Annotated in this window: 14 protein-coding genes; 13 read left to right on the forward strand and 1 reads right to left on the reverse strand. The window is 35.9% G+C overall.

What is annotated here, in order from left to right; translation table 11 throughout:
• The first annotated feature begins 1 nt into the window (after position 1).
• The 13 genes from V192_RS0101265 (at position 2) to V192_RS0101330 (ending at position 14,023) form a co-directional block, all read left to right on the forward strand.
• Positions 2-1,459 (forward strand): glycoside hydrolase family 1 protein, encoded by a 1,458-nt coding sequence (locus V192_RS0101265; RefSeq protein WP_025868587.1) that lies wholly within the window; start codon positions 2-4, stop codon positions 1,457-1,459.
• A 473-nt stretch (positions 1,460-1,932) separates the two neighbouring features.
• Entirely contained in the window at positions 1,933-2,601 is a 669-nt protein-coding gene (locus V192_RS0101275) for a TetR/AcrR family transcriptional regulator (protein ID WP_025868588.1), read from the forward strand.
• Positions 2,579-3,535 (forward strand): alpha/beta fold hydrolase, encoded by a 957-nt coding sequence (locus V192_RS0101280; RefSeq protein WP_025868589.1) that lies wholly within the window; start codon positions 2,579-2,581, stop codon positions 3,533-3,535. Before V192_RS0101275 ends, V192_RS0101280 begins: the two co-directional genes overlap by 23 nt.
• Positions 3,536-3,553: 18 nt before the next feature.
• On the forward strand, positions 3,554-4,486 hold the full coding sequence (locus tag V192_RS0101285; protein WP_025868590.1) for an alpha/beta hydrolase: 933 nt from the start codon (positions 3,554-3,556) through the stop codon (positions 4,484-4,486).
• A gap of 195 nt (positions 4,487-4,681) precedes the next feature.
• Entirely contained in the window at positions 4,682-5,050 is a 369-nt protein-coding gene (locus tag V192_RS0101290) for a DUF2620 domain-containing protein (RefSeq protein WP_025868591.1), read from the forward strand.
• Between the two features lie 4 nt (positions 5,051-5,054).
• On the forward strand, positions 5,055-6,362 hold the full coding sequence (locus tag V192_RS0101295; RefSeq protein WP_025868592.1) for a YhfT family protein: 1,308 nt from the start codon (positions 5,055-5,057) through the stop codon (positions 6,360-6,362).
• A 23-nt stretch (positions 6,363-6,385) separates the two neighbouring features.
• Positions 6,386-7,279 (forward strand): phosphotriesterase family protein, encoded by an 894-nt coding sequence (locus V192_RS0101300; RefSeq protein WP_025868593.1) that lies wholly within the window; start codon positions 6,386-6,388, stop codon positions 7,277-7,279.
• Entirely contained in the window at positions 7,276-8,370 is a 1,095-nt protein-coding gene (locus tag V192_RS0101305) for an aminotransferase class V-fold PLP-dependent enzyme (RefSeq protein ID WP_025868594.1), read from the forward strand. Before V192_RS0101300 ends, V192_RS0101305 begins: the two co-directional genes overlap by 4 nt.
• Positions 8,371-8,375: 5 nt before the next feature.
• Positions 8,376-9,299, forward strand: coding sequence for a GntR family transcriptional regulator YhfZ (gene yhfZ / locus V192_RS0101310; protein WP_025868595.1), 924 nt, complete (start codon positions 8,376-8,378; stop codon positions 9,297-9,299).
• 13 nt (positions 9,300-9,312) lie between these two features.
• Positions 9,313-9,666, forward strand: coding sequence for a PRD domain-containing protein (locus V192_RS0101315; RefSeq protein WP_025868596.1), 354 nt, complete (start codon positions 9,313-9,315; stop codon positions 9,664-9,666).
• A gap of 12 nt (positions 9,667-9,678) precedes the next feature.
• Positions 9,679-10,830 carry a YhfX family PLP-dependent enzyme gene (locus tag V192_RS0101320; RefSeq protein WP_025868597.1) on the forward strand — a complete coding sequence of 384 codons (1,152 nt, stop codon included), beginning with the start codon at positions 9,679-9,681 and terminating at the stop codon, positions 10,828-10,830.
• Between the two features lie 3 nt (positions 10,831-10,833).
• Positions 10,834-12,045 (forward strand): phosphopentomutase, encoded by a 1,212-nt coding sequence (locus tag V192_RS0101325; RefSeq protein ID WP_025868598.1) that lies wholly within the window; start codon positions 10,834-10,836, stop codon positions 12,043-12,045.
• Positions 12,046-12,349: 304 nt separating this feature from the next.
• A complete protein-coding gene (locus V192_RS0101330; RefSeq protein WP_025868599.1) occupies positions 12,350-14,023 on the forward strand; it encodes a metallophosphoesterase family protein in 1,674 nt (557 codons plus the stop codon).
• 157 nt (positions 14,024-14,180) lie between these two features.
• On the opposite strand, the gene V192_RS0101335 is transcribed toward V192_RS0101330, so the two are convergent.
• The gene (locus V192_RS0101335; RefSeq protein ID WP_025868600.1) at positions 14,181-14,993 is read right to left on the reverse strand and encodes an ABC transporter substrate-binding protein; all 813 of its coding nucleotides are present in this window, start codon (positions 14,991-14,993) and stop codon (positions 14,181-14,183) included.

The raw sequence follows: 14,993 nt of genomic DNA on the forward strand, positions 1-14,993 counted from the left end.
GATGAATGAAAAAAAATTCCCACAAGGTTTTCTATGGGGAGGAGCGACAGCTGCGAATCAAATAGAAGGTGCTACAAGAGAAGATGGGAAAGGCTGGACAACTTCTGATACGTCAAAATATATTGAAGATCCAAAAAAAAGGATGCAGCAAATGCTGGCTCCGATGACCACTCAGAAAGTTCAGGAAGCATTAGAAGATACGGATGGATTTTATCCTAAAAGAACGGGAATTGACTTCTATCATCGCTATAAAGAAGATATTGCTCTATTAGCTGAAATGGGCTTTAAGACCTTTCGTTTTTCCATTTCATGGGCAAGAATTTTCCCCGAGGGTGACAATGAGCAACCAAATGAAGCAGGACTTCAGTTTTACGAGGCTGTTATTGATGAGCTGCTAAAATATCATATTGAACCATTAGTGACACTCAGTCATTATGATTTTCCGCTAGTACTATCATTTAAGCAAAATGGCTGGAGTAGTCGAAAAACAATAGCTGCTTTTGAAAAATATGCAGAGACGGTATTCACTCGTTTTAAAGGCAAAGTAAAATACTGGATATCCTTCAACGAAATGAATGTTATTAGTATGACAGGCTACTTATCTGGCGGAATTTTAGCGGATAAACTAACTGAAACTCAAGATAGCAATCAAGTAAATTTTCAAGCGGCACATCATCAAATGGTGGCTGCAGCCAAAGCGACTGCACTTTTACACAAAATCGATCCAGAAGCAAAAATGGGCTGTATGATTGTCAGATTTGAGAATTACCCAGAAACCACCAATCCGGAGACTGTCTTATCCAGTTTAAAATCAGATCAGGAAAACTTTTTGTTCACAGATGTATTAATGAAGGGCTATTATCCAAGCTTTTCTAAACGTTTATTTAAAGAAAAAGGTATTTCAATTAATAGTACGCAAGAGGATAAAGAATTACTTGCTGCTAATACTGCTGATTTTTTCTCTTTCAGTTATTATATGAGTGGGATTATTGCAGAAAATAAAGGGGAGGAAACAGCGGGCAATATCTTAGCAAGTAAAGAAAATCCGTATCTGGATAAAAGCGAATGGGGTTGGCAAATTGATCCGGTTGGACTGCGGATTAGCTTAAATAAGATATATGATCGTTATCAAAAACCGATATTTATTGTGGAAAATGGTCTAGGTGCTAAAGATACATTGACTATTGATCATCAAGTGAATGATGAGTATCGAATCAATTATTTACGAGCACATATTGAACAAATCGCTGAAGCAATTTCGGATGGCGTCGATATTATTGGCTATACGCCGTGGGGCTGTATCGATCTAGTTAGTGCTAGTGGAAACGAAATGTCTAAAAGATATGGATTTATTTATGTAGACTTAGATGATGATGGGAAAGGTTCCTTAAAAAGATACAAAAAAGCTTCTTTTGATTGGTATAAAAATGTTATTTCATCAAATGGTGAAATCGTATGAGAGAGCACGGGAAAAAATGGGGTTGTCAGCTAAACTATGGCAGTTAATGTAGTTAAGAGCTTTTAAAAATTAGAATTCTTCAACTTGGGATTAAAATACATGAAAAAATCTTTTCTAATGCAGGTTGGGTGATGAGCTTTATTTCAAACCAGTTATTGATCGACAGAGTTATCTGATTACGATTATTTTTACGATTGTTTTAATCATTATTGTGAATTATCTCTCCAATCAAAAAATCAATAAGATTAAAATGACTGAAGCACTTAAAAGTGTCGAATGATACATCTTTGATTTGATGACAACTCAATAAATCGAAGCTATTTAGGTAATTAAAAGTTGAGTAATGTTCTAAAATAGAACTTACTCAACTTTTTTATTAACTAAAAAAATGAAAATATAATTTGACATTCCACAAAAGAAGCGTATGATAAAAACATACCGATTGAATGTTTTTTTAAGAAAGGAGCGATTAGATGACTAAAAAATATACAGCCGAGGAAGCTAAATCATTAATTCTAGATGTTTCAACACAACTATTCATAGAAAAAGGCTATGAAAAAACATCTATTTCCGATATCGTCAAAGGTTTAGATGGTTTAACTAAAGGTGCCGTTTATCACCACTATGCATCTAAAGATGAGATCATAGATGCCGTTGTCAGACGATTTATTCCCAATGAAACTGCCTTAACAGCAATTATGGAAAAAGATAAATTAAATGGGTTAGAGAAAATTCAGGCTCTGTTATTTGAAGGAATGTTCAATAGTGAGGCCAGTCAATCGCGAATCCTTAGTTTTACGTTATTAGATAATCCTAAATTCTTTTCAATGTATATTCGAACGACGAATGAAATTTTGGCACCTTTAGTAGAAACCTGTTTGATCGAAGGAAACAGCGATGGATCAGCCACAGTTGATCAACCGAAACAAATGGCTGAATTAGCGATCTTGATTTTAAGTACATGGTTTATTCAAGCCTTGTTTCCAAATACAGTAAAGACCTTTTTTGAAAAATTAATGGCTGCCAAAACAATGCTTGAAAATAGTGGAATGCCAATTATCAGTGATGTATTTTTAGAGCAACTTGACCAACAAATTATGATAAAGGCGGCAGAACTAAATGACCAAACAACTGAAAACTAAATCACTAAGCATCAGACTATTAAAAGGATTCGGCAAAGTAATCTTAGGTATAATCACCATCCTAATTGTGTCCTTAGTAATTACCTTTACGATTCACCAGATAAGTTTGAAAAGTGAAGCAAAACGAATTGAGTCATATGGGGAGAAGTTAAAAATTTTTGATGGTGAGATGAATGTTGTCGATGAAGGGGAAGGCAAGAAAACAATTTTACTCCTACCTGGGCAAGGAACTGCTAGTCCTTATTTAGATTTTAAACCGATGATCGAAGAGTTGAAGAAAGAGTATCGTGTGGTTACGATTGAGCCATTTGGCTATGGATTAAGCAGCCAGACGAATCGTCGTCGTAGTGTTGAAAATATTGTGGAAGAAATCCATCAAGTAGCCAAAGAACTGAACATTCCTAAATACACTTTGATGGGGCACTCGATTGCGGGGCTTTATGCGGTGAATTATGCTCAAGTTTACCCAAATGAAATGGAAGGCTTTATTGGAATTGATTCCAGCACACCAGAACAACCTTGGCCTGGCATTGATATGTCAGCCTTTGACTTCTTAAAAACAGCTGGTATTTTTCGAGCGTTAATCAAAGTGAATCCAGAAAAGGGTTTAGGCGTGAATCAAGATAATCCAAATTTTGAACAGATTAAGTTACTGACGATGAAGAATATGAGTAGTCCTGCGATGAAAGATGAACTTCAAGAATTAAGCAATAGCTTTCCTGATTCTCGTGGCCTAACCTATCCAAAAAATATGCCGGTTTTATTATTTGTTGCAGATAATGACATGAATCAAAAAAATTGGCTTGAGATGCATCAAGATCAGGTGAAAGGTTTAGATAAAGGAAAATTGATTCAACTGCCAGGCGCCCATTATTTACACCACACGCAAATGGAAACAATCGTAAAAGAAACAAGCAATTTTTTGAATAACTGACAGAGTTGAGGGATGACTATGAAAAAAATAGTGAAGATTTTAGGTATTTCAATCGGAAGTTTATTGGTGGTTGTGCTTCTTGTTTTCGTCGGAGTTTACGCAAATAATAAAATCCAACTAAAAAAAGAAACGAAAAAAATTATTCCTTATGGTCAAGAAGTGAAAGTAGAGAACAAATCGCTGCGCGTTCAAGTGACGGGGACTGGTGACGAAAAAATGGTGTTGTTACCAGGTTATCTAACGGGTTCTCCTGTTCTTGATTTTCAACCCCTAGTGAATGAGTTATCAAAAAAATATCAGGTCGTCGTGGTGGAACCCTTCGGCTATGGGTTAAGTGATGATACGGATAAAGTACGTTCCATTGAGAATTTAACGAGTGAGCTTCATCAAGTATTGGAGCAGTTAAATATCAGTTCGTATCACTTAGTAGGGCATTCTATTTCTGGAGTGTATTCACTTGCTTATATTAATGAGTATCCCAATGAAGTGAAAAGTTTTATTGGGATTGATAGTAGTTTGCCTACTCAAGGTGGAGCAGATGATAATCAAGGTGAGACCATTAAGTTATTGAGTCAATCAGGAATCTATCGTTTACTCTTTGATATAGAACCTTCATTTTTGAATGCCCCTAAGTTATCGAAAAAAGATACTGAACAATTTAAATATATTTCGCTAAAGAATATTGGGAATAAAGCGACATTGAATGAAGGAGAAGTCATGCAAGAGAATTTTGATAAAGTAGCTAACTTAACTTATCCAGTTCAGTTACCAGTCTTATACTTTTTAGCCGCTGAAAGTGTTGAGTCAGATGAGAAATGGGTTCTCCTACATGAAGATATGATAAAAGATAGTCAGAAATCTGAGATAAAGATATTAGAAGGGAGCCACTATTTACATCATACTCAATCTGAAAAAATAGTAGAAATAATCCCACATTTTTTAGAGAAGTAAATGTCATGGTACAAAATTTTGAGGAAAGTAAATGGCTAAATTCTGGCTAAAATATTAGCGCCATGACCTATCCACCAGAAAGGGTTTACATCCAAAAATAAAGATGTTATAATAACACTGAAAATAAAAATACATTTTTTTGTATTTTTATTTTCGGGTTAAATGTACAAAATTTTGTACGAAAGGAGATTTATCATGAAAAAAATCGTTATAGGTGGGCAAATCGAAAAAGCAACAATCGAAGAACTGCTACAAAAGTATGGAAAGGGGAACTATGAAATCACCGTAAAAACCGATATTGATGCGGCAATGGCGTTAAAAAGTGGTGCAGCAGACTACTATTTTGGTGCTTGTAACACGGGCGGTGGTGGCGCATTAGCAATGGCGATTGCATTATTGGGCGGAGATAAAACGGCAACATTAGGAATGCCGGGTAAAACTGCTTCTGAAGAAGAAATCAGCCAAAGTGTTGCGGCAGGGAAAATTGCTTTTGGGTTCACTTCGCAAGATATGGAGTTTATCATTTCAAATGTGATGAAAGCGCTTGAGAATAAGGGGGAGTAACGAAATGGCTTTAAACATAGTAATCATGGCAGCATTATGTGCGGTTACAACGATTATGGCGAATACAAAAATTGCTGTTTTTAACGACGCGCTAAGACCAATCGTTTTAGAGTATCGTGAAAAGCGGGTTACAAAATCAGCATTAGGAACTACGGCACTTGCTTTTGGAATCGGGTATATAGTTGGGTTTATTCCACAGTCTATTGCGTCCAGCGTAATTATCATTCATGTTGTTTTATTGGGAACAGATATTATTGGTAGCTATTTGCCAGATGATAAAAGATATTCTATCTGGATAGCAGGAGCAGCTGGCGGAGTTTATGGTGTTGTGATGGGGGCGGGTCTAGGAACAATTCAAAAAGTATTTGAAATTCTTCCTTATAATTTCTTAGATAGTCTCGGTCAAGTCTCATCCGTTGTTTTAGTAGCATTTGCTGTTTTCCCAGCCTTAGTTGTAGCCCTTCAATATGGTTGGAAAAAAGGAATGATCACCTTTACAGCAACAGTATTTGCTCAAGTGGTGACAACACAATTTGGTTCGTTTAATTTAGCCAATGGTAATACGATTGTTATTAATGCGAATGCGATTGCGTTGCTTGTTGGGATGATTTTTATGATCAGTTATGCGATGAATGATAAAAGAGAAAGAACAGATTCTCAGGCACAATTGGCAAATATCTTTGCGGAACGAGTAAAACAAATTAAGAAGTATTGGTACTTATTTGCTTTATCTGGCGCATTGATTGCTTTGGCGGCTTCGATGTCAATTGTAACGGAATCTGCACTCTCAGCTCCATTATACCAAGAAGGTCAATTTAATTCAGCTGCTTTGACCGAATTAGCTAGAGTTGTTGGATTTATTCCATTAGTTGTAACGACTGGAATTGCTACAGGAACTTATTCACCAGCTGGTATAAAGATGGTATTTGTGATTGGCTCAATCGGTGCGGCGATGGGACAACCGCTTTTAGCCTTTGTGGCAGGCGGAATTTGGATGTCGATCGAAGTGTTACTCTTAACGAAATTCTCAGTGTTGCTAGATCGATTCCCAGGAATGCGTGATGCTGGTGATAATATTCGAACAGCGATCACAAAAGTCTTGGAAATCGCTTTGCTCGTTGGTGGTGTGATCGCAGCAACAGCAATTGCTCCTGCTTGGGGTGGTTTATTTGTTGTTGGACTTTACGTATTAAATGGCACATTCAAAAAGAAAATGGTCGACCTTGCAATTGGACCAGTGGGTGCCTTATTAGTCGGTGTGATTTCAAATATTTTAGTATTACTTAATTTAATGACACCACCAGGACTTTAAAAAATTTAGGAGACGACAACGAAATGAGCTTAGTAGATGGAATCACTTATATGCATGAACATACGACAATTGATTTGTCTCGTATAAAAAATATCGACGATACAAACCTAAATTGTTTTGAGGAAACAATCATAGAATTTAAAGAACTTTATGATAAAGGCGTTCGTAATATTGTGGACGTTACAAATTTAGATATGAAGAGAAATCCATTATATGTCCAAAAAGTGGCAGAAGCATCAGGTATCAATATTGTGCAAGCAACGGGCTTTTACACTGAAAAATTTTTACCTACTATTGTTACGGAATGGTCAGTTGAAGATTTAGGGAAATTAATGATCAAGGAAATCCAAAGTGGTATCGCAGATACAACTATTAAAGCTGAGATCATTGGTGAAATTGGTTCAAGTAAAGATGGTTGGACGGTAAATGAGAAAAAAGTTTTCGATGCATCTGTGATTGCCCATAAGGAAACGGGTGTGCCAATTACCACCCACACAACCCTTGGCACAAACGGTCATGAACAAGTTCAGTTTTTTAAAGAAAATAATGTTGATTTAGCATCTGTTGTGATTGGACATGTTGATTTAAGTGGCAATCTTGATTACATTTTAAACATGTTAGACCAAGGTGTCTATGTAGAATTTGATACAATAGGAAAAGAGAACTATCAACCAGATGCACTCCGTGTATCGATGTTAAAAGAAATTGAAAAAAGAGGCTTAGCAGATCAGGTCTTTTTATCAATGGACATTACCCGAAAATCAAATATGAAATTTAAGAATGGCATTGGTTATTCGTATTTACTTGATACGTTTGTCCCAATGATGAAAGAAGCAGGAATTTCGAGTAACACAGTTGAAAAAATGCTGATTCATAATCCTTCGAATTTCTTTGGACAAGGAGTGAAACAAGGATGAAAACATTTCCTTTAGAAACGATGAATCTAGAAGAAGCAACGAAGAAACAATTTCAAATTGTCGATTGTATTACGAGAAATTTTGAAGGTTCAGAAATCTTAACACGTGGCGATTTAGGCGTTGTGCCAGGTTATAATCAACCCATCACTACGAATAAAGTAGAGAGTGTGTTGAAAGAGTTATTTACAGCAGAGGCAGCAATGTTGGTGCGCGGTGCGGGTACAATGGCGATTCGTCTGTCATTACATGCGGCAAGTAAAAAATATGGAAAAACAGTACTCGTTCACGATGCACCAGTATATCCCACGACGCAAACATCGATTGAGATGCTGGGTTTAAAAACAGTTGTTGCTGATTTTAACCAACCAGAAGCAATTAAAACTGCACTTTCTGAAAATGATATCCAATTGGCAATCGTTCAATTTACAAGGCAAAAGCCTGACGATGCTTACCAGCCAGAAGCTGTTATTCAACAAATAAAAAAACAAAATAAAGATATTGTGATCATCACAGATGACAATTATTCTACCTTAAAAGTACCCAAAATCGGCGTAGAATGCGGTGCAGATCTCTCTTGTTTTTCGACGTTTAAATTATTAGGACCAGAAGGTGTCGGCTGTATTGTAGGAGATGCCCAATTGATCAAAGCGTTACGCAAAGAGAACTATTCTGGAGGATTGCAGGTACAAGGGTTTGAAGCAATAGCAGTATTGCAAGGGTTGATATATGCACCGGTAGCTTTAGCGATTTCATCTCAAGTTTCTGAGGAAGTAGAAACGCGCTTAAATTCTGGTGAAATTAAAGGCGTAAAGCAAGCCTTTATCGCTAATGCTCAGTCTAAAGTGATCATTGTAGAGTTTGACCAACCGATAGCAGCGGAAATACTGAAACAAGCAGAAAAACGAGGAGCAGCTCCTAATCCAGTAGGTGCTGAATCAAAATATGAATTTGTCCCGATGTTTTATCGACTTTCAGGAACCTTTAGAGCAGCATCTCCAGAAAGTACTAAAACGATGATTCGGATCAATCCGATGAGAGCAGGTGCAGATACGATCATTAGAATTATAAAAGAGTCAATAGAAGGGAATTAAAGCCAATGCAAGAGGAATTTCTAAATAAAACGGGAAAAGCAATTCAACAATTATCAGGTGAGTTGATTTTATTATCTGAAGGTAGCCGTATGCCTGTGATTTCAGAGTTTCAAAAAAAATATGGGATGTCACGGGGAACGGTTCAGAATGCTTTGAATTACTTGAAAGAAGAAAAAATAATCCACACAGTAAGTCAAGGACGTCAAGGGACGATTTTGACCACGATCGACTACCAACGATTACAAAAAATTGTGATCGAAGGACCGATTCGTGGAACGATGCCGTTACCGTACTCCAAGACATACGAAGGGTTTGCGACCGGTTTATATGAAGTATTTCAACGTGCAGAAATTCCTTTGAGCATGGCTTATGTAAGAGGTTCTAAAGATCGAATGGATTTGACGAGTGAAAAAACCATGCATTTTTCAATTGTATCAAAACTAGCTGCGCTACAAGCAATAGCGGAAGAGAACAAGTTAGAAATTTTTAAAGACTTTGGACCTCGCAGTTATTTGTCTAATCATGTAATGATCTTTTCAAATCCCAAAAGCTCAAAAATTGAAAACCATATGCGTGTGGGAATTGACCATAATTCTTACGATCAACAGATTTTAACAGAAAATGCGACAGTTGGTAAAAAAGTTGAATTTATCGAAGTGCCAAGTCATCAATTGATTTATTCACTGGAACAAGGACTGATCGATGTAGGAATTTGGAATTACGATGAAATCAAAGATCGAAAATTAGATCATTTAAACTATCAGTTTCTTGAAGGTAGTGTCGAAGATGATTTATCCAGTACAGCAGTTTGTGTAGTCCATAAAGACAATCTGCTATTAAAAAAAATCTTAATGAGTGTGATCGATGAAACAAAAATTTTATCTGTTCAAAAGCAAGTAATAGAAGGTAAAATGATCCCTCATTACTAAAAGGACGTTTAGAATGATTGGAAAAAAACTAGAAATTTTAAAAGACTCAAAGATAATAGATGAAGAAACAGAACAGTTCGTTTTGACAGTGAATAACTATTTACTTGAACAAAAAGTCATCAATAACGAAGAACATCTAGATATGTTTTTAACGCATATCGCTATGGCAGATGCAAGGCAGAAAAAGAATGAGCCTGTAATCGGCATGGATGAGCTGATTTTATCTGAGATTCAGAATGATGAAAAACTAGCAGAATCGAAAGCATTATGGCAAGAACTATCTCGCTATTGTGCGACAACCTTTAGCCAAGAGGAACTGTGGTTTATTTATATGCACATTATTAATCTATTGAAGAAAGAGCAGTAAGGGGGGATTCATTTGTTTCTACCGATGATGAAACAAGAAAATCCTGCCTTGATAGACGCAGGAATTTATTTACACCAAACTGGACAAATTCTTCCCGATACTTACATTTTAGACTTAGATACAATTCGTATGAATGGTGCAGTGATGTTAGAGAACGCAAAGAAAATCGGCATCGAACTGTTTTTTATGCTAAAACAAATTGGTCGAAATCCGTTGATTGCAAAAGAATTAATGGCAATCGGCTATCGTGGAGCTGTGGTAGTCGACTTTAAAGAAGCACTCATCATGATGGAAAATCATATTCCTCTCTTTAATGTTGGGCACTTAGTGCAAATACCAGATCAGCTCATAGAAAACATTATGGTTTACGGTGCGGAATATATCACTGTTTTTTCCCTTGAAAAATTAGAGCAGATCAATGCAGTAGCTCAAAAATTAGGCATCAAGCAAAAGGTTTTGCTAAAAGTTGTTGCAGATGATGATCAATTATATGAAGGGCAGTTTGGCGGATTTTTATTAAAAGATCTTGCTGAAACAAGTAACGTTTTTCATGAATTCGGAGCTATTGAATTTAGTGGTATTACTTCTTTTCCTTGTTTTTTATTTGACGAGACATACACCACATTATCACAAACAAAAAATGTAGAAACAATCGAAAAAGCTCGAGCTATTATGCGTCAGGCAGGTTTTGCAGTACCTGAGCTGAATGTTCCTTCTGCATCATGTAGCGAAACATTTCCATTTATTAAAGAAATTGGCGGAACACAAGCGGAACCAGGGCATGCGTTGACTGGAACGACGCCATTGCATGCTTATAAAGCACAGCCAGAAAAACCAGCTTTAGTTTATGTAAGTGAAATATCCCATAATTTTAAAGGAAAAGCCTATTTTTATGGTGGTGGCTACTATCGCAGAGGTCATTTGAATTCAGTGCTGATCGATGAAGCAAACATTCGCACAGAGGATCAGGTTGAATCATTTTCAGATGAAAGTATTGATTATTATCTTTCTATCTCAGCGGAACATCATGTTGGGGCAACCGTGATTGCTGCTTTTCGTACCCAAATATTTGTTACGAGAAGCAATGTGGCGGTTGTAAAAGGAATTAGTGAAGGCAAACCAGAGATAGTCGGGATTTTTGATAGTCAAGGAAGAAGGATTTAAAAAATGAGTCGATTTATTATTAATGTTTTAGACAGCTTTGGTGTAGGGGCAATGAAGGATGTACCATTGGTTAGACCAGCAGATAATGGCTCAAACACAGCGAAGCACATTATAGAAAAGATTCCTACAATAACGATCCCTACATTAACAAAACTTGGATTGATGAATATTCTAGAATTTGAAACAGAAGAATTAACATTTTCACCAAAAGCAAATTATGGAAAAGCGAATTTAACTCATCATGGTGCTGATTCATTTTTAGGCCATCAGGAGATTTCTGGAACGACACCAAAAGAACCATTAAATCAGGCGTTCAATGAAGTGATCGATGAAGTTTTCGAACATTTGAAAGCCAAAGGGTATCAGGTTCGCTATGTAGGAGAAATAGATGAGCCTAAGATTTTAGTTGTAAATGAAGTGGCTACAATTGGTGATAATTTAGAAACGGATTTAGGTCAAGTTTTTAATGTTTCAGCAGCTCTTGATGATATTTCATTTGAAGATGTGACAGTTTTAGGAAAAGCCGTCCGAGAAGTGGTCAAAGTATCTAGGGTGATTACATTTGGTGGACATGGCATCCATTTGGCTGATTTATTAGATGCTAGAACTGTGATTGGAAAATTTGCTGGAGTGGATGCACCAAAATCAGGTGTTTATAATAATGATTATCATGTTATTCACCTCGGATATGGGATTGATCCTAACGTCCAAATTCCTACGATATTAGATCAAGCAGGAATTCCAGTAGCTTTATTTGGCAAAGCGGCGGATATTATTCAAACCTCCAGTGAAAAACTGTTTCCTGGTGTAGATACTGAAGAACTATACGATAAACTGATTGCAGAAGTGAAAGCAAATGACAATGGTTTATTCTTCATTAATATCCAAGAAACGGATTTGGCTGGACATGCAGAAGATGTTGAAAGGTATGCGGATCGCTTAGAAATCAGTGATAAGAAACTAGCAGAATTAATTCCTCTTTTAAATCAAGGAGATTTGCTGATCATAATGGCTGATCATGGGAATGACCCAACAATTGGTCATAGCCAACATACACGAGAACTCGTGCCCTTGTTGGTTTATAGTCTTGGTATTGAAGGAAAAGCGATTGGTGAAAGAGAAACGATGGCAGATGTAGCAGCTACGGCAGCAGAATTTTTTGATGTTAGAATGCCGCAAAATGGACAGTCGTTTCTTTATAAATTAAAAGACTGATTTTAGGTAGAGAAAGTAACATGTTGCTTTTCGGAAATAATGTGTCAATTATTTAGCTAGCAAACAGTCAAGTGATAGTCTGAATCAGAAATCACTTGGCTGTTTGATTTTTACATCGTGTGTAAGATCAACTGAAAAATGCTAGATTGAAAAAGAATTTGCTTTGTTCAATTTGGCATAATACAATTAGAATAAAAATGAGTTAGCATTTTTTTAGTAAATAGGTTGTGTTCTATGAAGAAGCATCACTAAATATAAACTAGAAGAGAAAGTCACTATTTTCTAAGGAGGAGATACTAAAGTGATGCCAAATGAACACAAAAACACTTTATTCATTGAAAAACAAGCAGAAGTTGACACTATCTTACCTTCCCAACTTGCTAGTCTATTTGAGCATTATCCAGAAAATAAGAGGAGACCAATCAATAAAATACTATTTAAAAATGATTATTTCCAATTAACCTATAATATGAAGGCGAATTCGTTAAGTGTAACCTCTAGAGGGGATCTTGTTTATTCGGCGATTCCGTATGACACTGCTAGAAACTACATACAACGCGCTGCAATCCAGTATTTACTCTATCCGGAAGCTGCTCGTCAATACATCGAATCTCATAAAGGAAATTTAGAAACCTATCTAGCGTTAAGCATTTTCCAAGTGACGAACAAAAAGGTAGATAAGAACTCTTTTGAAGTGATCCAAGCCTATAATGCCATATTTGAAGATCCCTTATTTGAGATTCAAATTCTAGGACGTTTACTTCAACATGATGAAACGGGTGCTCTTTCTGCTAATCTTGCAGGCAAGTTTTTATTTAGCGAAAATGTAAAAACAGGGATATCAGGGTATGTTTCAGAATATCTTAATTTTGTTGTTCAGATGACTCAAAAGTTGCCGATAATGACTGACGGAAAAAGTGTCCAACTATCAAATTCAGCTATGCAAGAACGTTTTGTATCTGATAGATACTTAACATTAGGATCAACAATTAAGCCAGGATTGGAGCTACTTCCTCAAGAAGTACAACAAACGATAGAACGATCGCTTGTTGTAGAAAAACAAGTTGTACCAACACATAATAAGGTACTTCTACGATCAGAGTTTGGGAAAGAATTAGCCGAAGTCAGGAAAAATTACGTTGCTCATAGTGTTGATCCTAGAGAACTAGAGCAATATTTTGAAAATGTTCTTCCAACTGAAAATACAAATGTAGTCAATGTTGTTTCTGACATATCTACCATTGATGGAGAACTTGCATTTACAAATAAACATTTTAATATTTTGGCGGGCGATATTTCGGATTCTCATGTGGTCAACGAAGATATTAAAGGTCTCTACGTTATAGGTAATCATGATTTAGTTAATGTATTGCCAAAAGGTCAGAACCATGAAGCGCAAGAATGGAAAAAATGGCAGCCTTTTTTTAAAAATGAGTGGTTCAAAGAGTTGATCCAAAATCCAGAAGACTCTTGGTACAAGTTACCTATAGGAAATCATCTCTACTATGAATGTGTCAAAAATGAACTCGAAAAACATTTTCCTACAGTGAGCGTGTTAAATAATGATAGTCTTATTCATAATGGTATTCGCTATATTGGATTGACAATACCAGTTGTACTAGTAAGACGAAAAAAAGCGCAGCAAAAATATATACTTGAGACATTAAATCAGCTATTAAACGACGAATACGATGTACCGACCGTAATCGTTTCGCATGCACCTTTATTTAATGAACTGAGCATGCTCTCACCAGAAAGTACTGCGTATAACAAAAACTATGTATGTTCACAACCAAAAATTGAAACATTATTCAAGGAATATAATATAATTGGGGCTATTCATGGTCATCATCATATACCATCATCTGCTGGACGATATAAAATGACAACATTCGCAGGAAAAGAACTTTTTGTTGTTTGCTCGATTTATTCTAAAATGAACACTGGATTTGAGCTGACAAATTTGCTTAATGTTTGAAAATAGAGAGTAGGGTAATGATCATTATTAATTCCTTTTCTTGCTGTCAGTCTATAAAAAAAGTAATAAGGAACGTGCATATTTTCAATGTATTTTTTAGTGTTGTCTATAAATCTGTTGAACTAAAATTAAAAAGAAAAGCCGAGAAGGCTTTTCTTTACTGTAGTGATTTCGCTAAATTATCGGTAATCTCCTTCAGACTGTCTCGATAACCAATGAGAAAGTCGACTAATGAATCTTTGCCAACTAAACGTTTATTTCCATATTTTTCGTACTGCTTTTTTTGTTCTTCAAATGAGGTATCATATTCTTTTTTCTGTTCCTCAAAACTTGCTTGATCATATAAAATAGTATCTTTAATCATATTTTCGTAATCAGAAAAATAATTGTTAATGATTGCTTGATACATACTTAAATAATCTTGATACGTTTTTATTGATTTTATCGTTTGATCTGAGACATCTTTAGGTTCAAATGCTTGTGACTGTGATTCTTGAGAATTGGTAACATCCGTGTTTTCTGAGCTTGAAGAAGGAGATGCCTCTTCCGTTGAACTTGCTTCAGTTTGAGTGCCGTCAAAGTCATGATCTGAATAGCCAACGATGATGGTTGCTCCTTTATCCGCATAAAATCCATGTTTGTCACCAACAGACTTAGTATCATAATAGATTACTGCGCCTTGGTCACTGGAAATCTGATCGCACTCATCTTTTCTTAAGAAATGCTTATTGTATTGTGCAGCATCGTCAAAATTAGCAACGACAAATTTTGGTTGTAATCCGACAGAATCGAATTCAGCTGTGACTTGTTCTTTTGTTTTAAAATATGTTTCAGGAATTTTTACTTTTCCTTTTAGAACGGTTTTTGCATTTTTAGTTAGTTCATTATTTTTACTTTTCTCAGACGGTCCACAAGCAGAAAAAAATATTAGTCCTGATAATAGACATAAAAAAAGTGCTCTTTTTTTCAA

This window comes from Enterococcus crotali (genome assembly GCF_000633635.1).
In the GTDB taxonomy this organism is placed as follows: domain Bacteria; phylum Bacillota; class Bacilli; order Lactobacillales; family Enterococcaceae; genus Enterococcus_L; species Enterococcus_L crotali.

What these genes read in the sequence shown, in the direction of transcription:
- V192_RS0101295 (WP_025868592.1), top strand. Translation starts at nt 5,055, where the DNA reads ATGGCTTTAAACATAGTAATCATGGCAGCATTATGTGCGGTTACAACG.
- V192_RS0101290 (WP_025868591.1), top strand. Translation starts at nt 4,682, where the DNA reads ATGAAAAAAATCGTTATAGGTGGGCAAATCGAAAAAGCAACAATCGAA.
- V192_RS0101285 (WP_025868590.1), top strand. Translation starts at nt 3,554, where the DNA reads ATGAAAAAAATAGTGAAGATTTTAGGTATTTCAATCGGAAGTTTATTG.
- V192_RS0101280 (WP_025868589.1), top strand. Translation starts at nt 2,579, where the DNA reads ATGACCAAACAACTGAAAACTAAATCACTAAGCATCAGACTATTAAAA.
- V192_RS0101265 (WP_025868587.1), top strand. Translation starts at nt 2, where the DNA reads ATGAATGAAAAAAAATTCCCACAAGGTTTTCTATGGGGAGGAGCGACA.
- V192_RS0101325 (WP_025868598.1), top strand. Translation starts at nt 10,834, where the DNA reads ATGAGTCGATTTATTATTAATGTTTTAGACAGCTTTGGTGTAGGGGCA.
- V192_RS0101300 (WP_025868593.1), top strand. Translation starts at nt 6,386, where the DNA reads ATGAGCTTAGTAGATGGAATCACTTATATGCATGAACATACGACAATT.
- V192_RS0101315 (WP_025868596.1), top strand. Translation starts at nt 9,313, where the DNA reads ATGATTGGAAAAAAACTAGAAATTTTAAAAGACTCAAAGATAATAGAT.
- V192_RS0101275 (WP_025868588.1), top strand. Translation starts at nt 1,933, where the DNA reads ATGACTAAAAAATATACAGCCGAGGAAGCTAAATCATTAATTCTAGAT.
- V192_RS0101305 (WP_025868594.1), top strand. Translation starts at nt 7,276, where the DNA reads ATGAAAACATTTCCTTTAGAAACGATGAATCTAGAAGAAGCAACGAAG.
- yhfZ (WP_025868595.1), top strand. Translation starts at nt 8,376, where the DNA reads ATGCAAGAGGAATTTCTAAATAAAACGGGAAAAGCAATTCAACAATTA.
- V192_RS0101330 (WP_025868599.1), top strand. Translation starts at nt 12,350, where the DNA reads ATGCCAAATGAACACAAAAACACTTTATTCATTGAAAAACAAGCAGAA.